Genomic DNA, 22774 nt, shown 5'->3' with positions numbered 1-22774 from the left:
CGCAATCTGCATGACGACGTGACAATGTCACTCCCGGACAGGATCTCGCTCCAGTGCCGCCGCCACCCCAATCTGACCCTGCTGGCCGCGGGCTTCATGAATGCGTGCATCCAGCGGTTTTACGGAACCTTTGATGGCTTCCAGCGACAATGCGCCCGCCACCAGTCCGGCAGAAAATACGCGTTCGGCTTCAAACAGACCGGACAACGCCAGCGAGGTGGAAACCTGTGTGCCGTTAAGCAGGGCCAGCCCTTCTTTCGGCCCAAGTTCAAATGGCTTCAGGCCTGCCGTCGCCAGACCTTCAGTCGCCGACATTTTTTCGCCTTGCACCGTGACCTGCCCCTCACCAATCAGCATCAGGGAGAGATGCGCCAGCGGCGCTAAGTCACCGGATGCTCCCACGGAGCCTTTCTCAGGAATACACGGATAAACACCGGCATTGAACAAGGTAATCAGTGCATCGATCACCTCAATGCGGATGCCGGAATGGCCGCGAGACAGGCTCAGCACTTTGGTCGCCATCACCAGACGCACCACGTTATCCGCCAGATCCTTGCCGATGCCGACGCTGTGCGACAACACCAGATTGCGTTGCAGTTCCGCCAGACGCGCCGCCGGAATACGCGTCTGTGCCAGCTTGCCGAAACCGGTATTGATGCCGTAGACCACTTTCCCCGACTCAACAATGCGGGTGACCGTTTCCTGCGACGCCAGCACGCCTGCGCGCGCCTCCTCAGCCAGTTCAAGGCGGACATTGCCCTGATAAATCTTGCGCAGCATCGGCAGATCAACATGACCTGGTTGCAGGCGGCAAAGGGTTAACGCATTGGATGAAGAAGCCATAATCTATTCCTGTATAGACAAGTGAAACCGGAAGTAAACCCGGCTAAGGACGCAGCCCGCCGGGTATTTACGCATTACATAACGAATCTACAATCTATTCTGTACAGATGCGGGGCGTTGAAATCAGTGATCCATTGCCTGCATCGTTTCGGTACGAATTTCTTCGGTAACCCGCGCTTTCAGCGCCATAAATTCCGGCGACGTTTTCAGGGTGTAGTCCCGCGGATGCGGGAAATTAACCGCCACTTCGGTTTTGATCCGCCCCGGCCGGGCACTGAAAATCGCCACCTTATTAGCCATGAAAATCGCTTCGTCGATATCATGTGTCACGAACAACACGGTTTTGCGCGAGGATTCCCAAATCGATAACAGCAGTTCCTGCATCATCACGCGGGTCTGATTATCCAGGGCGCCAAAAGGCTCATCCATCAGCAAAATTTTCGGGTCATTCGCCAGTGCGCGGGCGATGGCGGTGCGTTGCTGCATCCCGCCGGAAAGTTGACGCGGGAAGTGCTGCTCAAAACCCCGCAGCCCGACCTTATTAATAAAGTAGTCGCTGCGCTCTTTTTGCGCTGCCTTACTCACGCCACGCTCCTGCAAACCGAAACGGATGTTCTGTTCAACGGTCAGCCACGGAAACAAGGTATAACTCTGAAAGACCATGCCGCGATCGGCACCAGGGCCGTCCACCTGTTCTCCATCGAGCCACACTTCGCCACGCGTTGGCTGATCCAGCCCGGCGACAATGCGCAGCAGCGTGGATTTACCACAGCCGGAAGGCCCGAGAATGGTGATGAAGTCGTTTTCATCAACCCGATAATCCACCGGCAACAGCGCCTGCGTTTTCTCGCCCTTCGGGCCGGTAAAAATACGTTCAACCTGACGGACACTCAGTTTCGGATGGCTCATCACAATGAACTCCATACAAACAGCCGACGGTTGGCCGCTTTGAACAACAGATCGGAGAGCAAACCAATGCAACCAATCACAATAATGCCGAAGATCATTTGCCCGGTATTGAGCAGTGCCTGACTGTTAACAATCATGTGTCCGATACCGCTCGAGGATCCGATAAGCTCCGCCACAATGACATAAGTCCATGCCCAGCCGAGCACAAGGCGCAGCAACTCAGCAATTTCCGGTGCCGCACCGGGAATGATCACCCTGCGCACCACACTCTGGTTGGTGGCACCCAGCGTATACGCGGCTTCCACCAGGTCACGCCGCGCTGCCCCCACGGTTACCGCCACCATCAGGGTGATCTGGAAGAAAGAGCCGATGAAAATCACCAGAACTTTCTGCATTTCACCAATACCCGCCCACAGGATCAGCAACGGCACAAACGCTGACGCAGGCAGATACCGGCAAAAGGACACAAACGGTTCGAAAAAAGCTTCGATCAGTTTGTAAGACCCCATGAGGATGCCGAGCGGAACGGCAATGGCGCAGGCCAGAATAAAGCCGCCCAGCACGCGCATCACCGTCATGCCTATATCAGTCGTAAAATCAAAATCGGTAAAGAGTAAAATCCCTTCCTGCAACATGCTCGCCGGGCTGGCGAGGAATGTCGGGGAAACAAGGCCGGTAAACGTCACCAGCGCCCACACAGCAAAAAACAGCACAAAGAAACAGAACCCGAGAAACCAGCGACGCCGCGACGCGACCGGACGCAAAGGCACCATCATCGGGTTATGCCAGACTTTTTTGCTTGCCGGCAACGGTGCCGGCTCGCGTAAGGCTGACTGCGAAGTCATATGTTGTTCTGCTGTCTGGCTGACAGGGCTGTTCATATCGCGGTCCTTCATGGCTATTTCACGTACTTCGCGTCATATAACGTATTGATATCCGGCGTTTTACGCAGAATTTTCATCTCAGTCAGCAGGCGCGCCGCTTCGTTAGTGAAGGTCACAATTTCACCGCTGAAGAATTTCTGATTGGCCTCACGATCCTGCCAGCGCAGATAACTGGATTCTTCTGCAAACTGTTTGCCGGTCTCTTTCACTGCTGCGCCCATGATCTCGTTGGATTTCTCCGGTTCTTTCCTGATCATATCCAGCGCTTCAAAGTAGCTGTTCACCAGCGCCTGAGCGGCTTTAGGATTTTTATCCAGCCAGTCTGGCGTACAGCCCAGCGTGTCCATCACCATCGGATATTCCAGCGTGGTTGCCAGAATCTTCCCTTTATCCGGGCTCTGGCGGATGTTGGAAAGATAGGGTTCATAGGTCACTGCCGCATCATTCTGTCCGGCAATAAAGGCATGCGCAGCGGCATCCGGCCCGAGCGTGGCGAGTTTGACGTCTTTCATCGTCATGCCGTTTTTATCGAGGATCCACGCCAGCAGGAAGTAAGAAGACGTACCCGGTGCATCCACGCTGATGGTTTTGCCTTTCAGATCGGTAATCTTGTTGATACCGCTACGCACCGCGATACCATCTGCGCCGTAAGATTTATCCAGCTGTACGATTTGTTTGATCGGCACCCCGCTGGCGTTCCAGGTTAAATAGGTTTCCACGGTGGTCGCCGCACATTGCAGGGAACCGGAAGCGATGGCCAGATGACGCGACTGCTGCGGCACCATTTTCAGCGTGACATCCAGACCGTTCTTTTTAAAGATGCCCGCTTTGTCTGCCAGGGTCAGTGGTGCGAAACCGGTCCAGCCAGAAATACCAATAGCAACCGGCGTGTTCGCCGCTTGCGCCACGCTGACTGTCACACTACCCAGCGCCACTGCCAGCCCTAACAAAGACAACGAACGCTTCAGTACAGCCCTGGAAATCATGTTGCTCATCTGCCACTCCTGCCAAAGTATCTGTCTCGGGGGAAATGCCTGTGGCAGTGAAAGCCACAGGCAAATTACGCTACTGTATATTCTTGTCTATACAAGTCAGTCGACAATATTTAAGCAAGCTTTATGCCAGTTTCTGCACATGCACTTTTACAACATTCAGCGCCGGTTATGGGACGTTTTGCGCGGGCTGATGAATCAATTAGGTGCGCGCCATGCTCCCTTTTAGCGCAATCCTGTAAGGTATTTATCAGGTGATCGCCGCCCACAACAGCAGGCATCTCTGTTGCTGAGCAACTGGGGTCAGACTCACGGAACCCTGTTGCGATTGTGCCGCTGTCTCAGACCAGTAATATCCCTCGCCCGCCCTCAGCAGCGGGCCATCCGCCAGTTGCCACATCCCGCTGATGACATAAATCACGCCACCTTTTTCCCGCGTCACCGTCAGGTGCTCGCGTGCGGCAATCACCCGTGCGGCACATTCAGTACGTCGCGTCATGATGTTAAAATCAGTTGTCACTCCTCCCATCAGGCGGGCATGGAGCGCAGTATCACCGCTGAAGGCAAAAGGCTCACCAGCGACAACGAGTAAGTGATCGACATCAGGCTGTGCCTGCAAATGCACACCTTCCCCGCTCAGCAAGGTGATGGAACGGTCAATACCGGGAAATGCCGAGAACGGGCCATCCTGTGCGATGGTGGCAATACTGGCGCGCCAGTCAAAATCATGGCCACCGGCAGGGAAACTGAAGATTTCGCGGGTTTCGCCACCGCCGTTACGCCACGGGCTGACCGGCAGGTCATCGAAGGTGAAATGTTGCCAGGCAATCATGCAACGTCCCCGCCAGCTGACGGAGAAGCGCGAGGAAATCCGCCGCCGCAGCCTGTTGTTGTTCATGCTGGCCGTTCACAATGCGCGCAATACCGCCGACATACACATCACGGATCTGCCCGGTATTACCGGCGAACAGCCAGCGGTTGAGCAGTTCACTGTTTTTTGCGGCGGCAAGATAGGGGTCCTGCCCGTCGAGCACCAGCCAGTCGGCACGATAACCCGCAGAAAGCTGCCCGATAGCCGCGCCGCAAGCCTGTGCACCGCCCTGTAATGCCTGCGTATACAGCACATCGCCTACAGAATTTTGCGCAGAGGTCGTCAGCCGGTTACGTCGCTGGTCACGCAGGCGTTGCCCGTATTCAAACCAGCGCAGTTCTTCAACCACGTTCAGGGAGACATGGCTGTCGGAACCGATCCCCCATCGACCTGACTGCGCCAGATAATCGACGCCGGGGAAAATGCCATCGCCCAGATTAGCCTCGGTGGTCAGACACAACCCCGCGACCGCCCCGCTGTTTGCCATGCTCGCCAGCTCGAAACGGTCAGCGTGCGTGGCGTGGATCAGACACCAGCGGGAATCAATATCCAGATTGTCATACAGCCAGGAAATCGGGCGCTGCCCGCTCCAGCCCAGACAATCGTTCACTTCTTTCTGTTGCTCGGCGATATGAATATGCACCGGCAGGTTTTTATCTGCGGACTGCAACACCTGCTGCATTTGTTCCAGCGTGACTGCGCGCAGGGAATGGAAGCACAATCCCTGATTTTGCAGGCTTTTACCGCTGAGTTGTTTGCGGATAATTTCCTGTTGTTTGAGGTAACTGCCCGTATCCTGAATAAACCGTTTCTGTCCGGCCTGTGCCGGTTGCGCGCCAAATCCGGCGTAACTGTAAAGCACCGGCAGCATGGTCAGTCCGATGCCGGTTTGTGACGCGGCTTCACTCAGATGGGCAGTCATTTCACCGTGGTCGGCATAAGTCTGACCGCTGATGTCGTTATGCAGATAGTGGAATTCAGCCACCTGCGTGTAACCCCCTTTGAGCATTTCGATATACAACTGACGGGCAATGACACCCACCTGCTCAGGTGTGAGGCGCTGCACCATACGATACATCAGGTCACGCCAGGTCCAGAAGCTGTCCTGCGGATCACCGGCGACTTCCGCCAGACCGGCCATCACCCGCTGAAAGGCGTGCGAATGGAGGTTCGGCATGCCCGGAACCACCGGACCGGAAAGGGGAAGACACCCCTGCGCATCGTTGTCCGGGGTCACCGCAGTCAGCATTCCGGCTGCATCGACGTCCAGCCGCACGTTATGCGCCCAGCCATCTGAAAGTAAGGCGCGTGAAGCAAAATAAGCAGGCATAACAGCATCATTCCTGAACAGTAAGAAGAAACATAAATGCAATTTTACGGAAACAATTGCAAAACTTTTAACCGACTTGTCTATACATATACATATGCCTGATTGCGCTGTAAACTTGCAACAACCCTTTTTTTATAAATTTAGTTTTCCGTCACGCCCTTTCCGTTTACTTTCCACTGATGGAAAATGCCGGGCGAACAGGCAAGCTTTCCCAATATTTCTGGAATTTCATTGAGTGAGGTAAGAGACATGTCGGAGCCCACACCACTTTCTCAAAATGGTGCCGCGCCACATCAGGTCACACAACAACAGGGCGTGTCGCAGCAGACATTGTCCGAACTGGCGGCCGCGATGAGCGATACACCCGCACCGATTTATCAGCGGGTGAAACAGGCGATCATCAGCCAGATCCGCGCCGGCGTCTGGAAACCGCATCAGCGGGTACCTTCTGAAAGTGAGCTGGTCAATGAAATTGGCGTCAGCCGTATGACCATCAACCGTGCTTTGCGTGAACTGACCAGCGAAGGTTTTTTGATCCGCATGCAGGGTGTCGGCACGTTTGTGGCCGAAGCCAAGGCCTACACGCCGATGCTGGAAGTGCACAACATTGCCGATGAAATTGCCCAGCGCGGTCATCGCCATGACAGCAAGATTCTGGTGTGTGAAGCGCGGCTGGCGGATGCCGATCAGGCGCTGCAACTGGGTATCGCCACTGGCACGATGATGTTTTATTCGCAAATTGTTCATTACGAAAACAACGTCGCGGTGCAGATTGAAGACCGTTTTGTGAACCCGGAAACCGCACCCGATTATCTGCAACAGGTGCTGAACAAGCAGACGCCCTATACGTACCTGATGGAAATCGCGCCGCTGACGGCGGGTGAACATCGCGTTGAAGCCATCAGCGCCAGCGATGAGCAACGCGAGCTGTTGCAACTGAATGAACATGAGCCTTGTCTCCTGATCCACCGCCGGACCTGGAGCGGCAGCCGCGTAGTGACTTCCGCGCGCCTGATTTACCCGGGTTCCCGCTATCAATTATTTGGACGTTTCACCAGCCACGGCTGATTCCGGCACACCTTAATGGCGGCTTTGTACGGCCGCTATCTCTTCGTTCAAATTTTGGAAGACGTCTCGTAATAAGAAAAAACTATCGCCGGGTGCCTTGCCGGTTTAACGGTTATGCGTTAGGTTGACTTTAGTTGTCTATACAAGATGAATTCAGCCTGGAGCCTGTCATGCCGGTAGCGATATCCCCTTCTTTTTCCGAACCCCCTTCCCGTTGTGACAGCGTATGGCGCGGTGCCACGCTGGTCACCATGCAGGACGGCCATTACAACCTGATTGAAAACGGGGCGATTGCTGTCGCAGGCGGGAAAATCGTCTGGACCGGCCCTGCCGCAGATTGTCCGGTTTTCGCAGGCGCCACACAGCATGAATTCAGCGGTGGGATCATCACGCCGGGCTTTGTTGACTGCCATACGCATCTGGTATTTGGCGGCGACCGCAGCGCAGAATTTGAACAGCGGCTGAACGGCGTCAGCTACGCAGAAATCGCCGCAGCCGGTGGGGGAATTCTTTCCACCGTCAATGCCACGCGCGAGGCCACCGAAGATGAACTTCTGGCTCAGGCGTTGTTCCGCTTACAACCCTTGCTGGCCGAAGGCGTAACCTGTGTTGAGATTAAATCGGGTTACGGGCTGAGTGTAGAGAGCGAGCTGAAGATGCTGCGGGTGATCCGCCGGTTAGGTGTCATGCTGCCAGTCGAGGTGAAATCCACCTGCCTTGCCGCTCATGCCCTGCCGCCGGAATTCAAAGGACGCGCTGATGACTATATTGACCTCATCTGCGACACATTATTGCCGGTGGTTGCCAGTGAAAATCTGGCCGACGCCGTCGATGCCTTTTGTGAACATCTGGCGTTCTCACCGGCACAGGTTGAACGGGTTTTTAATGCCGCAAAAACCTTAGGTTTACCGGTTAAATTACACGCCGAACAACTGTCTTCCCTGCATGGTAGCGCCCTGGCTGCACGACATCATGCGCTGTCAGCCGACCATCTGGAATACGCCACAGCAGAAGATGCTCAGGCAATGGCCGCCAGCGGCACCGTCGCCGTATTACTGCCGGGGGCCTATTATTTGCTGCGCGAAACACAATGCCCGCCGGTGGATGAGTTCCGCAAACATCGGGTGCCGATGGCGCTGGCCAGTGATGCCAATCCGGGCACATCGCCTGCGCTTTCATTGCGTCTGATGCTGAACATGGGATGTACCTTGTTCCGCCTGACGCCTGAAGAAGCGCTGGCCGGGATCACCTGCCATGGTGCACGTGCGCTGGGTTTACAGGACACGCACGGCACGCTGGAAGCGGGCAAAGTCGCTGACTTTATACACTGGCCACTGTCGCGTCCTGCCGGGCTGGTTTACTGGCTGGGCGGTCAGTTGCCCTGCACTGTTGTTTTTCGTGGAGAAGTACGAGGAGAGTTCCGTTCATGAGCCTTTCAACTGCCAATGTTATCGCTGAACCGTACCATTTTATCCAGGGGACAGCGCCGTTACTGATCAGTATCCCTCACGCAGGTACACATCTGACGCCAGAAGTCGCCAGCAGTCTGAGCGAAGCCGCCCTGCCGCTTTCCGATACCGACTGGCATATCCCGCAACTGTACGATTTTGCGCGCTCACTGGGTGCCAGCATTCTGGTCGGCCAGTATTCACGGTTCGTTATCGATCTCAACCGGCCTTCCGACGATAAACCGCTGTATACCACTGCCACCACGGGTTTGTATCCCGAGACGTTATTTGATGGTCGCGCGACCTTCAAACCAGGCATGACGCCGACAAATACCCAACGCCAGCAATATTTGGATCAAATCTGGCAACCGTATCACCAGAAAATCCAGTCAGAACTGGCGCGCATGAAACAGGAATTCGGTTATGCACTGCTGTTTGATGCGCATTCCATTGCATCGGTGATCCCGCGTCTTTTCGACGGCCAGTTACCGGATCTCAACCTCGGCACCAACAGCGGCGCAAGCTGTTCACCGGCGCTGAGTGAAATCCTTGAGAGAACCTGCCAGCAACAAACCCGCTTCAGCCATGTGCTTAATGGCCGTTTTAAGGGTGGATATATCACGAGGGCTTACGGCCAGCCTGATGTGGATATTCACGCTGTTCAGCTTGAGCTGGCGCAGGTGAATTACATGGAGGAGATGGAGCCATTTGCTTACTCGCCTGATAAGGCGGCTGAATTGCAGGTGTTATTGAAACAGTTGCTGGAAGGAATGGTGAGATGGGGGACGGACAGGTATAAACAAAGCGCTGTTTAATTTCGCTTTTCGCTGGCCGCTAAGGGTAAAACCTGGGTTGCCACCCAGACTAGGCTTAAGGTCAAGACCGTGGGCGTCGGCCCACACCGACCAGAGACCCGGTAACGCGCGGGCCTCTGGACTCCGCGCTTTTTCACTGCGCGCTATCGCTAGTAAATCATGTTTCAGGTATCACAGTGACAGGCTGGAAATCTTGCCGCTACGCGGTGCCTTCATTTCGGGATTGCAGCCTCAGGTCTGCAACCTCTCATTCAGCAAGCTTTCTGAAACGCCCGCACGATCTTAAATTCAAAGACAGCCTGTTTTTCGTCTTTTTAATAAGTTGATTGGCGTGCTCAAAAATGGCACCGAGTGAATGGTTCGAGACCCGAGGCTCGAAACCTGAAACTCGGGAATCGCGCAGCGATGACATTTTACGCCACTCACTGTTGCTAATGAACATGTCCGTCGTGCCCGCGATAGCGCGCAGTTTAAGACGTGGGAGATCCAAGAGGGGCCCGTCATGGCCCCTTTTGGTCGGTTTCGGCGATCAAAGCAGAGTGATAGCCGTTATTAATAAACCGAAATTGTCTCGATCAAGCCCTCGCTGCAAGCGAAAAACCGCCCTAATGCCCGGTCTGGCATTATTTAAAGTCCGCATACGGCACTAACGGTTCCGGCGGCATATCCAGATCCCCTTGCCAGCCGCTCATCGAATATCTCGCGTAGAGCAGAAAGTGGCTTGGCGTGTAATCCTTCGCCTGCTGAATATCAATCCCCCCGCCGACGGTCCAGTGAGAACTGACGCGCCGTTCGAGCAGTGCCTGCAATGTATAGCCAAAACCGGATCCACTGCTGCCGGTTTCGATAGCATTTTTATCCGGTAATGAATCCGGGATCAGATTCTGGATCGGATAGCGTTTCTGATCGCTGGTTGAGGAGCGCGACCAGGAGACCGAACCGCCAAGCTGCCATGACCAGTTCTCCGTGCGCTGGCGATAACTGACCGGTACGGAGAGTGAGAAGTATTGCTGCGGGCTGTAGTAACCGCCCTGTCCCAGCGTGTAACCGCTGAGATCTTTCTGGTAATGCCAGAGCATGGAGCTGAGCCCCACCGTCGCGCGGCGGTTATCTTCGTTAATGACTTTGTAGTAATAGCCCCCCATCAGGCGTTCGCGGGTGTTGTCTTCGACATTTTCACCGGTCAGCTGATGCGCGCTGAGATCAGCCCACACGCCGTTAGCCTGCCCCTGATCGTAACTTAATCCCAGGCTGGCACCGGTCGCGCGAACGCCGCCCCAGGTGGTGCCGGTACCCGGATCTTTTGCGCCCGCGAAAGAAAGTAACGAACTGGAAACCGGACGGCGCGACACCGTGGTCGTCCAGCCGATATCGCCCCAGTCACCGCTGTAAGCCAGCCCGCCGACCCAGTCTACAACCGGGAAACCCAGTGGCGTGGTGCCTAAATCGCCTTTCCACTTGTCATTTTCCCATCCTGCGCCAAGGCTGACGCCATTGGCGTTCTGGCTGCGGTAACGGCGGCAGTTTTGATCGCTACAGGTCCCGAAACTGGCTTCGTAATTACCGTCTTCGTTATCAAAGGTTCCGGCATCCATCCGCACCCAGTCGGCCCGCAGGAATCCGCGCCCCTGATAAACCGGCATATCCGCCTGCAACATGGTGGTGTTGGCCGTGAGATCAGATTTCCCCGGCGTGCCGCTTGATGTCCACGAATCGGTGTCCAGCGTGAAATTCACATCCTGCTGCCGGTACAGATCATGCGCGTCTGAACGGATACCGCGTTTCAGCCAGTCATCCGTGGCATTGTTGCGGGTCAGGCGCGTATAGCTGTCGTTATCTTCTGGGACTTGACCGGTGATGCCGCTGGCGACCATCGCCTGTGCGTAATCCTGACGCGCCGTTTGTGGCTGTCCGAGTTGCTGCTCAAGGTTGGCTGCGTTGCGATAAATCAGCGCCTTGTCTTGTCCGTCCGGCTGCGAACGCGCAGCCGTTTTCAAGGGTTGTAACAGCGCCGCCGCTTTGGTGGTTTCACCGACATCACGCCAGGCCATGGCGACCTGTCGTTGCTGATTCAGGCTGAGTTCATGCAGATCAGCCTGCTGCAACTGCTGTTTCGCCTGCGAGGTATTACCGGCAGCAAGGGAAGTATCAATGGCGGTCAGGGTTTTACCGAGCTGAATGCGCTGCGCCATTTCGCGCATGTTGTCGTCCCATTTCGCCTGCGGCAAGGTATTGAGATGGCGCAGTGCGGCGTCGTCACGATCGGAACCGGACAGATACAACGCATAAGCGTAAACCTGTTGCGGATCCACCGGGCGCTTCGCCGCAAGCTGTGCAAAAGCCGCATCCGCCTGCGCCGTTTCACCCGCCTCACGCAGGGCACTGGCATAATGGTAGGTCGTCCAGACATCGTCCGGATTGAGTTTCAGTACCTCGCCATAGCGGTTCGCAGCCTGATTCCAGTTGTGTTCGGCGGCATATTTTTGCGCCTGCGCAGTGACAACGTCACTTTGCAGTCCACGCTGTTTATCGCTGAGTTTCGCCTGCGATGCACCAGGCAATGAATTAATGTAATCCAGCGCTTTTTGCGGTGACTGACGCTGATAGATATTCGCCAGCCCGCGCTGGGCGCTACTGTTATCGCGCTCCAGCTTCAGTGCGCGGCGGTAAGCCTGCTCCGCCTGCGTGTCATTTTTACGCTCAACCGCCACATCCCCAAGCCCGATCTGCGCCCACGGGTCGCGGGAGTCCAGACGTTGCGCCTGGTTGTAAGCCGCTTCGGCCTGATCAAGCAGCCCGGTTTTCAATGCCTTATCGCCCTGTTCGATTTTCAGCCAGTAGCTGTTGGACCGGATCAGGCTGTTCCATTTACCCGCGTTATAGCCATCTGTTTCGGCGGCTTTCGCCCGCTGAAACAAAGTCAGCGCCTGCTGGCGGTTACCGGCGCGGGAATAAGCCAGCCCCATCGCACCGAGGACTTCAGCATCGTCAGGTTGCGCCTGCAATGCCTGCTTCAGCGGTGCAATCGCGCCGGTGGAGCCACCATTATTAATCTGCGCCAGACCACGGAGTCGCGCCTGATAACGCGGATCGGCCAGTAACGCCTGCTGGCGCTGAAGCTCCTGCTGCGCGGCAATCACCTGCGGACCGGTGTCGAACGTGGCGATAAACTGTTGCAAGGCATCGACGCTCGGGTTGCCCACAGGCTGGTCTTTAATCTTCTGCAGCCATAAATCAGCGGCCGGAGAACGCCCTTCATTGGTGGCGGCGATTTGCTTAATCAGCCCGACAGCTTTGGCGTTATCCCCTTCGTCAAACGCCATCTGCGCCAGTTGCAGACGTAACTGCACATCACCCGGATACTGATTATTCAGCGCCTGAAGCTGTGCCTGCGCACGGGCTTTTTGCCCCGGCAGCCGCGCAATAAGTTGCCAGTATTCTACTGCCAGATCCAGCGTTGGCGGCTGGCCACCAAACAACTCATCATATTGCGCTTTGGCTTCATCGAGCCGCCCTGCCGTTGCCAGTAACCGCGTCTGCTGGAGTTTTTGCTGCATTTCCGGGGAGGCGATTTTCAGGCTCAGCTGCGCCTGCCGGTATTCATCCGAACCAGGCGAAACCTGTTTAATTTTTTCCAGTTGCTGCTGTGCCTTGGCCTGATCGCCTTCGCGGAGAAGCAAACGTAAACGGGCGGACATGACTTTCGGGTTTTGCGGATCCATTAATTCCAGGCGAAACAGGGACTGACGCACCAGATCGTCCTGATGACTGGCTTCACCGACCCGCACCTGTTCCAGTAACCATTGTTCCGGTGAAACAACGGGGGCTGCAACCGCAGGCGCAGCCAGCAAGGCCAGCCCGATCGTCAGGGCCAGTCTGCCGCGCAAAAACAGGTTTGTGCGCTGTGTGTTCACGGACTTATTCCTGGTCATCATCAGACAGACGACGACGGGCCAGAGAACGCAAACCGGTCCACAACAGGATTGCTGCCAGAATCACCACGATCACCGCCATAACCGCCAGCAATACCGGATGGTTCGCCAGGGCGTTCCATACCCGCTCCCACCACGGCAAATGGCCAGCATAATAGGTATCACCGACTTTCAGACTGCTGACGCCGGAATCACGCACCACCGCCACCGAGCCAAAGACCTGCGCCCTCTGTTTGCTATCCTGCATCGACTTGTTCAGCATTTCGAAGCCCTGCTGACCGTTTGCCATCAGCGCGACCACGCTGCGCTGATCAAAGTACGGCGACTGTAACCCGACAACCGCCGCAATCGGGCCTTGCGCACTGATTTGCGCGCTGGCATCCACCCGCGCATCGCTGGCCGGTGCCGTGTTATCCGGTAACGACGTCTGGCGGACTGGCGTATTCACCGCATCGCGCGCTGCCTCGATCAGTAAGCTGGCCTTTTTCTCATCGCGCATGCTGTCGTCACGCAAATCCGCAGGCAGATTGCCGATCACCAGCAGATCGGCGTCGGTGGATTTTGCTTTTGCCGCATCTTCGGTCAGCCCCACGCCAAGCGCCGGATAACCGGTGAGTGCGCCAATATTGCCCATCGTATCAAGCAGCGTAGTTAACTGAACCGGTTGCGGTTGCGGCTGAACCACAAGCAGCGTCTGGGATAAATCCGCCAGGCGGCTGAACGGGAAACCGGCGTTGGCGAAGGCGCGCAAGTCAGGCATCGCCATGAAATGGCGGTAACCGGAGAAGTCGATAGTGGAGCTGTCATCTATCACCACATGATTTGGCACGGTGTTATAGGTTTCACAGCGCCCTTCGGTGCCGCTCGCCAGCAGCGAGGTGTAGTCAAAATCGAAGCGCATCTGGTTAACCGCACCCAGTTTCAGCGCGGGAATATTCAGGTCTTTGCTGCCATCCAGCAGCCCCTGTAACAGGGACAGATGCAGTAATTGTGAATCTTCATCGTGTCCGGTTTTCAGGGTCAGATCCTGCACAAACTGGTTATTCAGGCTGATGCTCAGGCGAGAAGTGTTTTTCAGCTGTGGCGAGGTATAACGGTACTTCAGCCGCATATCGATACCGGAGCTGTTAATCAGGAACAGATCCGGCGGCAGATTAATGTTGAGCGTGATCGGATTCGGCTGGATGCCGTCAGACTGTAACTGTTCCGCATACTGTTTCAGTTCGCCAAAATTCATCGGGCGATCGGTACGCACCCAGTTTGGCGCGTCATACGGCTGGCGTGGCTGGATCCTGTCCACTTTATCGACGCCGATCGTTTCGCCACGAAACAGGATATTCCCCTGCGCAATGCCTTTTACTGCCGTCAGTAAGTCCTGATCATCACGACCGAGGATCAGCAGCATTTTGATGTACGGATTATCCGGGCGGCTGATCATCTGCACCACCGGCCCTTTCACCGGCGGCAATTCTTTGAGGAAATCAGGGCGTTTGCCATTGGTTGCAAACACCACGGCGTGGCTGTCCGGCAACTGGTTATACAACGTCGGGAAGGATTGCCCGCGCCACTGGGCTTTGGTGCCGAACCAGGAGGCCAGAATTGCCGCTGCCTGTTGCTGGCCGGCATCCGGAGACGTGGCAAAGACCATCGGCAGGCTCAGCGGACGACTGTCGCGCGCATCAAAGAACGGTACCGGGAAATGTGCCAGATCGTTGCTCAGCGGCAGTTTCTGATATTGCAGGCTAAGCGAACTGCCCTTGCCGATTTCCAGCCACAGGGTGGTGTTCGCCGGGTTTTCACAGACGTTCTGGTAGTGACCAATAAACTCCAGACGGATGCGGTTGAAGTCGGTGACATAGCGCGGGTCAATGGTCATCTGCAGGTGATTTTTCTTGCCGAGCTGGTCTTTATCAATCACTTCAACGCCCATCAGCTGGTCGTTGAGATACACCTTAAGATGCGACTGAACCGGGATCAGCGATGGCGACGGCGTGAACTCGAGATTCAGTGTGGCCTGTGTCACGACTTCGTCACTGCGCACACCGAACTCAATCTGTCCGTTCGGCTGAATACCGCGCAAGGTGATGGCACCCGGCCGCGGTGCCACATCGGCAAAAGGTAATGTCAGGCTGCGCACCGGCGCACCCGGAATAATCATCGGGTTTACCGCAGGCGCCACCATCGGCAGGGTCACTTCAGGCGCAGGCATGGCGTTGCCCGGTACAACCGGTGCAGGCGTCTGTTCACTGAAGGCCGGAGCCACAGAACCCAACGCCAATGTCATCAAGGCAGATGCCATAAAAGTGGTTAACGGAAGTCTTTTCATTGTTTTGTCATCATCAGGTTGTATTCATCAGGCTGAACGGCAAGCGGCGGATTACGCGGAGCGAAAGACAGCAGCCAGCGGCCAAACGTTCGGGTTCCGGACGCCAGCGGACGGTAGCGTTGCGGGGCGATGTCCAGCATCCGCAGATAGCCACGGATCCCCAACCCCAGCACCTCACGCAGGCTTTCCATCGGTTTGTCTTCAGGGAAGTTGTCTTCGCGTAATACCCAACTGTCGGCCCGGGCAAACGTACATTGGATGAAATCGATATGTTGTTGGGTGGTTAATGGCAGTAACTGCATGCCGATGCTTTCACCAAACACGCGGCTGATCTGCATCGGGAAGGTATATTCCTGTTGTCCACGGTGAAGCAGTAACGTGACGTTGTCACCGGCATGAAACTGGCTTGCGCTCTGGGTTTCCAGTCCGACACCGTTGTCGGAGTAGTCCTGAATGGTGCAGACATAAATGTGTCCGTCGGGTTTTAACAGTGACGCGGGCATTCTGGCTTCTACACGATGTGCCTGACGCACCTGTTTGGATTCGAACGCCACGGCAATCGCCCCGCCCAGAATAATCATGTTGTAAATCACCCACGCCATACTCACCAGCACCGTCAGGATTTCATCCGGGCGGCCATAGACAATGCGGTAGGCACCGAAGAATAAACCGGCCAGATTGAGCAACATCAGGATTTGATACGGGCGGCTGATTTTCCAGTCAACGTAAGCGTGCTTATTCAGGCCGCCTTTGGCCGTGACGTTGAAAGCCCCGGCATGCGGATTAAACAACGCCACGGTGGTCGCCTGGCGATATACCAGGCCAGCACGGTTTCGTAGATTTCATTCCAGAACGAATGGCGGTATTTGCCCTGTACGCGGGAGTTAGTCAGGCTGGCATGGATCATGTGCGGCAAGACATACAGTGCGATGGCAACGGCCGGTGCATAAATGATGTAAGCATGCAGCAGCAGAAACGCCAGGGGCGCTGTGAGGAAGATCAGGCGCGGAATACCGGCCAGAAAATGCAACATGGCGTTGGTGTAACACAACCGTTGCGCCAGCTTCAGCCCTTTACCAAACATCGGATTGTCGAGGCGGAATATCTGTACCATGCCGCGCGCCCAGCGGATCCGCTGGCTGATGTGAGCAGACAGGCTTTCTGTCGCCAGCCCCGCCGCCTGAGGAATACGAATATACGCCGACGTGTAACCGTGGCGGTGCATCCGCAGAGACGTGTGCGCATCTTCAGTGACCGTTTCTACGGCGATACCGCCGATTTCATCAAGCACATCGCGGCGCAATACGGCGCAGGATCCACAGAAGAAACTGGCATCCCACAGGTCGTTGCCGTCCTGCACCAGTCCGTAAAACAGTTCGCCTTCGTTTGGCGTGCGGCGCATACGGCCCAGATTACGTTCGAACGGATCGGGCGAGAAAAAATGATGCGGCGTTTGCAACATGCTGAGTTTTTTATCTTTAAAGAACCAGCCGACCGTCAGTTGCAGGAAAGAACGGGTCGGCACGTGGTCGCAGTCAAAAATCGCCACAAGCTGGCTTTTCGCCTGTTTCAGTGCGTTATTGATGTTGCCCGCTTTGGCATTTTCACGCGTTTCACGGGCGATGTATTTCACACCAATTTCATGGGCAAAATCGGCGAATTCCTGCCGGTTGCCGTCATCAAGCAGATAAATGGTCAGTTTGTCCCGGGGCCAGTCGAGACCCAGCGCGGCGTACAGCGTCGGTTTCACGACGCTGAGATCTTCGTTATACGTCGGGATCAGCAGATCCACCGTCGGCCACGTCGAGACATCCGCAGGCATCGGCACCGGTTTACGGTTGAGCGGCCAGAGGGTCTGGATATAGCCCAGCACCAGCACCGTCCAGGAATAGGTTTCGGCACCTAACAGAAGCAGGCCGCAAATCAGACTCAGCGGATCTTCCCAGTTCAGCGTTGAGGTGTAGCGCCACCATAAATAACGGCAGGAAATGGTCAGCGACAACACGATCATCATCAGCGCCGGGAAGCGGCCCGGAATACGGCGAATAATCATCGCAATGCTCCACAGCAGCACCACGAAGACGAACTGTGCGATGTAACTAAAAGGCTGAGAAATACAGAACATCGCCAGGGTGAGCGCCACCAGTGCGGTCATCCAGACCAGAATACGTTTACCGAGACGGCTCATTTTGCCGATACGGCGCGTGACCTTAATTTCCAGCGGACTGTGTGTGACCTGTTCAGGTAATAATTCGAGCCACAAATGGACTTTTTTGCGCAACTGCTGTGGCCAGCGGGTGTGAATCACACGTCCGCGCCGGCTTTCAGCAGGCAGGATGATCAGCAACCACAGGCTTTGCACGATATAGCGCAGCGGATCGGCCAGACGCGGGCGCGACGGCGAAATTTGCGGATACCAGCGGGTGCGTTGTGCTTTAGCACGCTGCCAGACTGGGGATTCAAAACGCAAAAACAGCCAGCTAAGCGCCACGCAGAAAATCATTACGCCAGCGGCGGTCCGTGAGGAGTGGCTGGCGCGATAGTACCGGTAGCGGTTTTGTAATTCGAAAACTACCGGCGGCACCAGAAACAGGTTGAGCACGCGGTTCATTTTTCCGGACTCCGCCCCATTGTCTGGCTATGCACATCCCCTGAATGGCGCAAATGCAGCAGGAACCAGTTCGCCAGCGTGTTAATTTCGCGACTGATTTTACTGTTACTATTCCATTCCCCTGCCGGTTGTTTCGCCGCCAGTGACTCCGCCATGGCTTCGTCGCGGTGTAAAATCACCGGAATCAAAACGGGTAAAGTTTCCTGCCATAACAGCAAAATATCCTGCTGTAACTGACTGGAAGGAATGAACTGATTGAGCAGATAGCGCCCGTTGGCTGGCAGCACATACTGATGTAAACGGGTGTGTGACTGGGTATCGGCGTGGAGAAGCACTACCGTACTGTCGGCAATTTTTTGCGCGGTCAGCGGATCGGCTGCCGGAGAGTCGATCAGGATCCAGTCATATACGCCGGTATTTTTAAGCTGAGTGATCGCCTTTTGCCAGTCAAAATCCGGCTGACTGGCGTCGCCGGTCGTGGCATGCCCGTAAGGCAGGAAATCAAGATGAGAGTGGTAACGCAGTGCGGAGTTTTGCCACGGCTCTCCTGTATTGTGCGCATAGCGCCATCCGCGAGCCTGAGCGAAAGGCATACCAAAGTGCAATCGCAGTAAGTTTTCCGGTGAAAAGTCGATGACCAGAACCTTTTCATTTAATTGCGCAAGACCCCAGGCCAGCGCAGCCGTGACTGAAGTGGTGCCCGTACCGCCACGAATTCCCTGTAAGGCAATGACAGCCATATTATTTTTTCTCCGCGCCGCGTTCACCGTATTGCGCCAGCTCAGCCAGTAGCGGCCAGCGGGACATTAGTTGCGGAATCTTTTCTTTACGGGCTATATCGACATAATTTAATTCTGACAAAGAAAAAAGGTGACTCAGTGCAAAGAAATCATCATCTTTCGTCGGTTCGGATTCCTCCGGGTCTACAATATTGGCTCCCACCGATTCTTTCTCCCTGCTTCAATCTAAATACTGATACCACGACAGCCAAAATGCGCTTACCTGTCTGGGCTTTTTAGTATCAAACATTATTGTGAAGTATTATGATTATTTAATGTAGCAATGATAGAATTTATTATACTCACATTTCTCAGTGTGTCCCAAGCAGACTTTTAATCAAAAACGATACAAGCAGATTAACTATATGGCACTCTCCTTTTCATTGGGCATGAAGCAATTCTGGAATGGATTAGCCCGGATGCAGGCTCAGGGGCTTTACTGGGTTAACACCGAAAGTCAGGAAGCCGCTTATCATCTTTGCGGACAAACGGTTGAGGCTCAGCAAGGTGAAGTTCCGGTCAACGTTTTTTTCCCACAGCACAATTTAATTTGCACTGCACAAGAAAACAGGCTATCTGACGATGATATCCTTCTCACTTATTTAAAAAAATATCAGAAAAAAACGTTTTATTACCTGTTAGCGAATGGGAAGAAAGCATTTCTCTCTCTTGCAGCGGATATTAATCGTTTGCCTGCTCACTCAGCCTCATTAATGATTCTATTACTTCCGGTCAGTACCTGGCAGGCAGTAAATGATAAACAATGGGTCCGCTGGCTGAGTGAAATGAGCGCATGTGTCAATAATAAAGGTGCAACAATCCTTATTATCTGCTATGGAGCCGGTATTAATGCGGTTAAAACTCAGCTTCATTTATACCATCGCAATATATGCGGTCTTGCGGATTTGAAAACAGATGTTGAACCGAACCAGTGGGGCGTTTCCTGGTGGCATGACAATTTGGGGGCAGAAGCTAATACGCTTTATCCACTGACGCGCCGCCTGACCGGCTGGGAAATTCAAAAGAACGCCTCTGCCGCTGTTTCCGAACAAACCGGCGATGATCAGTGGATGCTGCTGGCCGAACGCTCAGTGCTTGAAGGCGCACCTGTACTTTCAGAACGCTGGTTCCTGTTCGATGATAATGAAGCGCTGAGCGAGCGCGCGGCACATGCGCGATCGGCGACGGTCATTTTCGCCCTCACCGGTAATGACGAAGTCGAAGTGCTGGCCCGTCAGGTTCATCGTTTACGCATGCAGCGTGGCAATGGTTTAAAAATTGTCGTGCGCGAAATGAATTCTTCTTTGCGCTATGTCGATCAGCGTCTGCTCCAGGCCTGTGGTGCGAATCTGGTTGTGCCACAAGCAGCGCGCCTCTCCAACTTTCTGACCTTGCTCGATGACCTGCAAAATCTCACTTATACCCGCCATGTGCCGGATGATATCGGGCTGCTGCTCGACAGCCGCCTGCCCACGCATCATAAGGGTTATCTGCCACTGCCGGTTTTCTGCGAAGTCATGCACGATATCTGGAATCACGCCGCGCTGGCGACGGAATCCCGGGGCATTTTAATTTCGCTGCGCCCTGCCGCCGGGATCAGCCCGCAGCAGGCGATGTCTTTGTGTTCTCTGCGCCGCGACGGCGATATTCTGACCGTTACCGGGCGTCATCTGTATCTGTTCCTGTCGAACTGTCAGGTCAGCGACGTCGAAAATGTACTGGCGTTTCTGTTTAATCTGCCGGTCAAAGAAGTGTTCACCAGCCAGACGTTCTGGAGTCAGGAGCTGGATATCCGCACGGAAGTTTTGCGTCTGGCCGCCAGGCCGCCGATGGCAAATCCGGTGTCTGAAGCGCAGCCTTTTGTGGCGCATAAAACTGAACCTTTAAAACGTGCCCAGGTTCATCAGCCCGTTCCCATCACGCTGGCCGTGAGCGATACGCCAGTTATTCAGGCGCAGGAGTAAAAGAGATGGATATTCAGGATATTATCGAAATCTTTATTCTGGCGGCGGTGATTTTTATCCCGCTGGGATATGCCCTGCGTAGCCGTTTGCCGCGCTGGAAAAACCGCTTTGCGACGCGATTTCTGTCGCCGCGTTATTTAACCCCCATGACCATCAGCAGCATCAATAAGAACCGCAAACGCTCCGCTACTTTGCCTGAAACTTCTGCGGCTACAGGAAAATCCAAAACTTCACTATGAACGAATCGCAATCTTCTTCGCCGCGTTTGCGGATCTGGCAATCCTGGCGCGGCCTCGGTGCCTGGAACTATTATTTTTTACTCAAATTTGTTCTGCTTTCACAGGGTTATCTGAATTTTGATGCCCTGAGCAATGTCGTCTTTGCCGCCGTGTTGCTATTCCCGTTACGTTCGCTGCGCCTGCACCGCTGGAGACAGTGGATTGCCCTGCCTTTCGGGCTGGCGTTGCTGTATCACGATACCTGGCTGCCCGGCTGGCGTTCAATTGTCAATCAGGGGGCGGACGTAGCAGGCTTCAGTTTCAGTTATCTGCTCGAACTGGCCGATCGCTTTATCAACTGGCAGTGGATTGCCATCGGTTTCGCTTTGCTGGTCGGTTATCTGTTTATATCCCAGTGGATCCGGCTGACCACGTTTACCGTCATTGCGCTGCTGTGGCTTAACCTCAGCGGGCTGATCACACCGTTTTTCGCACATTCGCCGCCACCGGCTATCGCCCAAAATGCCGTAACGACACCAGTGACCGTTGCGCCATCAGCCACTGATAACACCGTGAACGGCCCGCCAACCAATGCCAACCTGAACGCTTATTTAGAGCAGTTCTACCAAAACGAACGGCGTAAGGCGACGAAGTTCCCCGACGCACTTCCTGCCGATGCACAGCCGTTTGACCTGCTGGTGATCAACATCTGTTCGCTGGCCTGGTCAGATCTGGACGCCGTGAATCTTTCGAATTCACCGCTGTGGTCGCGTTTTGATTTTGTGTTCAGCAATTTCAATTCAGCCACAGCCTACAGCGGCCCGGCATCCATCCGTCTGCTGCGCGCCAGTTGCGGTCAGACATCGCATCATGATTTGTATCAGCCTGCCGGTCAGCAGTGTTATCTGTTTGACGATCTCGCGCGTCTGGGCTTCACGCCTCAGCTGGCAATGGACCATACGGGTGTGTTCGGTAATTACATCGGTAACCTGCGTGATGATGCTGACATGAAAGTTCCGCTGATGTCCCAGGCCGGTCTGGGTTATGAGCTGACGTCCTTTGATGGCTCACCGATTTTCAACGACGGACAACTGTTCTCCCGCTGGCTGGAGAATCAGGAGAAAGCCGGTACCGCACGCACCGCAACCTTCTTTAACCTGATTCCGCTGCATGACGGCAACCGTTACGTGGGCAGCAATAAGGGCGCTGATTATCATAACCGTGCGCAAACTCTGCTGAATCAGCTGAATATCTTTATGGATCAGCTGGATAAATCCGGCCGCAAAGTGATGCTGGTGGTGGTGCCTGAACACGGCGCCGCGCTGGTGGGCGACAAGATGCAAATCTCGGGTCTGCGTGATATCCCGAGTCCGGGCATTACCCACATTCCTGTCGGGGTGAAATTCTTTGGGATGCAGGCACCGCACGCGCCATCACCAATGAAAATTGACGGCCAGAGCAGCTATCAGGCGATTTCAGAAATGGTCGCCCGCGCAGTCGATGGCAAAGTGTTTACCAGCCCGACGATGGACTGGAAAACCTTCGGTTCGAACCTGCCACAAACGCCGCTGGTATCTGAAAATGAGAACTCAGTGGTGATGGAATATCAGGGGAAAATCTATATTCGCCTGAATGGCGGGGGATGGGTGCCGTATCCGAGCTGAATGAAACCGGTAAGCAAGGTTTTGGTTTGCTCCTCCCCCTGCGAAGGGGGAGGACGGGAGGGGGTTTTAAGGGCTAGAACCGGGTAAGAGTAAACCTCAGGTTTAGATTTTGACCTTAAT

15 protein-coding genes and 2 pseudogenes are annotated in these 22774 nt (G+C 54.9%); 6 read left to right on the top strand and 11 right to left on the bottom strand.

Annotated features, from left to right (window positions below; all coding sequences use genetic code 11):
- The 6 genes and pseudogenes from UC14_RS06070 to UC14_RS06045 all read right to left on the bottom strand — a co-directional run.
- A pseudogene (locus UC14_RS06070) lies at positions 1-843 on the bottom strand (aromatic amino acid lyase); the annotation flags it as partial.
- A 123-nt stretch (positions 844-966) separates the two neighbouring features.
- On the bottom strand, positions 967-1752 hold the full coding sequence (locus UC14_RS06065; RefSeq protein WP_013575474.1) for an ABC transporter ATP-binding protein: 786 nt from the start codon (positions 1750-1752) through the stop codon (positions 967-969).
- Positions 1752-2633 (bottom strand): ABC transporter permease, encoded by an 882-nt coding sequence (locus tag UC14_RS06060; protein WP_013575473.1) that lies wholly within the window; start codon positions 2631-2633, stop codon positions 1752-1754. Before UC14_RS06060 ends, UC14_RS06065 begins: the two co-directional genes overlap by 1 nt.
- Before the next feature lie 17 nt (positions 2634-2650).
- Positions 2651-3631, bottom strand: coding sequence for an ABC transporter substrate-binding protein (locus UC14_RS06055; RefSeq protein ID WP_013575472.1), 981 nt, complete (start codon positions 3629-3631; stop codon positions 2651-2653).
- Between the two features lie 247 nt (positions 3632-3878).
- Positions 3879-4460: a HutD family protein gene (locus UC14_RS06050; RefSeq protein WP_112197384.1), complete on the bottom strand. Its 582-nt coding sequence runs from the start codon at positions 4458-4460 to the stop codon at positions 3879-3881.
- Complete coding sequence (locus tag UC14_RS06045) at positions 4429-5829, bottom strand: formimidoylglutamate deiminase (protein ID WP_112197383.1); 1401 nt, start codon at positions 5827-5829, stop codon at positions 4429-4431. The genes UC14_RS06050 and UC14_RS06045 overlap by 32 nt, the downstream gene beginning before the upstream one ends.
- A 249-nt stretch (positions 5830-6078) precedes the next feature.
- Here UC14_RS06045 and hutC point away from each other — a divergent pair, with 249 nt between their 5' ends.
- From hutC to hutG, 3 genes are all read left to right on the top strand, one after another.
- Entirely contained in the window at positions 6079-6897 is an 819-nt protein-coding gene (hutC, locus tag UC14_RS06040; RefSeq protein WP_013575469.1) for a histidine utilization repressor, read from the top strand.
- Between the two features lie 170 nt (positions 6898-7067).
- Positions 7068-8327, top strand: coding sequence for an imidazolonepropionase (hutI, locus tag UC14_RS06035; protein WP_112197382.1), 1260 nt, complete (start codon positions 7068-7070; stop codon positions 8325-8327).
- Entirely contained in the window at positions 8324-9160 is an 837-nt protein-coding gene (gene hutG, locus UC14_RS06030) for an N-formylglutamate deformylase (RefSeq protein ID WP_013575467.1), read from the top strand. Before hutI ends, hutG begins: the two co-directional genes overlap by 4 nt.
- Before the next feature lie 623 nt (positions 9161-9783).
- Here hutG and UC14_RS06025 read toward each other — a convergent pair.
- From UC14_RS06025 to bcsR, 5 genes and pseudogenes are all read right to left on the bottom strand, one after another.
- Entirely contained in the window at positions 9784-13074 is a 3291-nt protein-coding gene (locus UC14_RS06025; RefSeq protein ID WP_112197381.1) for a cellulose synthase subunit BcsC-related outer membrane protein, read from the bottom strand.
- A 4-nt stretch (positions 13075-13078) separates the two neighbouring features.
- Entirely contained in the window at positions 13079-15418 is a 2340-nt protein-coding gene (gene bcsB, locus UC14_RS06020; protein WP_112197380.1) for a cellulose biosynthesis cyclic di-GMP-binding regulatory protein BcsB, read from the bottom strand.
- Positions 15415-18029: pseudogene (gene bcsA / locus UC14_RS06015) on the bottom strand (UDP-forming cellulose synthase catalytic subunit). Before bcsA ends, bcsB begins: the two are co-directional and overlap by 4 nt.
- Entirely contained in the window at positions 18026-18769 is a 744-nt protein-coding gene (bcsQ, locus tag UC14_RS06010; RefSeq protein ID WP_013575463.1) for a cellulose biosynthesis protein BcsQ, read from the bottom strand. The pseudogene bcsA and the gene bcsQ overlap by 4 nt, the downstream one beginning before the upstream one ends.
- Position 18770: 1 nt before the next feature.
- Positions 18771-18971 carry a cellulose biosynthesis protein BcsR gene (bcsR, locus tag UC14_RS06005; RefSeq protein WP_013575462.1) on the bottom strand — a complete coding sequence of 67 codons (201 nt, stop codon included), beginning with the start codon at positions 18969-18971 and terminating at the stop codon, positions 18771-18773.
- A gap of 202 nt (positions 18972-19173) precedes the next feature.
- Here bcsR and bcsE point away from each other — a divergent pair, with 202 nt between their 5' ends.
- Genes bcsE through bcsG form a run of 3 tightly spaced genes read left to right on the top strand, consistent with a single transcriptional unit; the run spans position 19174 to position 22654 of the window.
- On the top strand, positions 19174-20772 hold the full coding sequence (bcsE, locus tag UC14_RS06000; RefSeq protein ID WP_112197379.1) for a cellulose biosynthesis protein BcsE: 1599 nt from the start codon (positions 19174-19176) through the stop codon (positions 20770-20772).
- 5 nt (positions 20773-20777) lie between these two features.
- Positions 20778-21011, top strand: a complete 234-nt coding sequence (gene bcsF / locus UC14_RS05995) for a cellulose biosynthesis protein BcsF (protein ID WP_013575460.1) — start codon at positions 20778-20780, stop codon at positions 21009-21011.
- Positions 21008-22654: a cellulose biosynthesis protein BcsG gene (bcsG, locus tag UC14_RS05990; RefSeq protein WP_013575459.1), complete on the top strand. Its 1647-nt coding sequence runs from the start codon at positions 21008-21010 to the stop codon at positions 22652-22654. The genes bcsF and bcsG overlap by 4 nt, the downstream gene beginning before the upstream one ends.
- The last annotated feature ends 120 nt before the right edge of the window (positions 22655-22774 follow it).

The sequence above is a fragment of the Rahnella sp. NRRL B-41462 genome, assembly GCF_003263525.1.
Taxonomy (GTDB): domain Bacteria; phylum Pseudomonadota; class Gammaproteobacteria; order Enterobacterales; family Enterobacteriaceae; genus Rahnella; species Rahnella aceris.
Note: the sequence above shows the minus strand (reverse complement) of the source record. Positions and strands in the feature narration are given on the sequence as shown.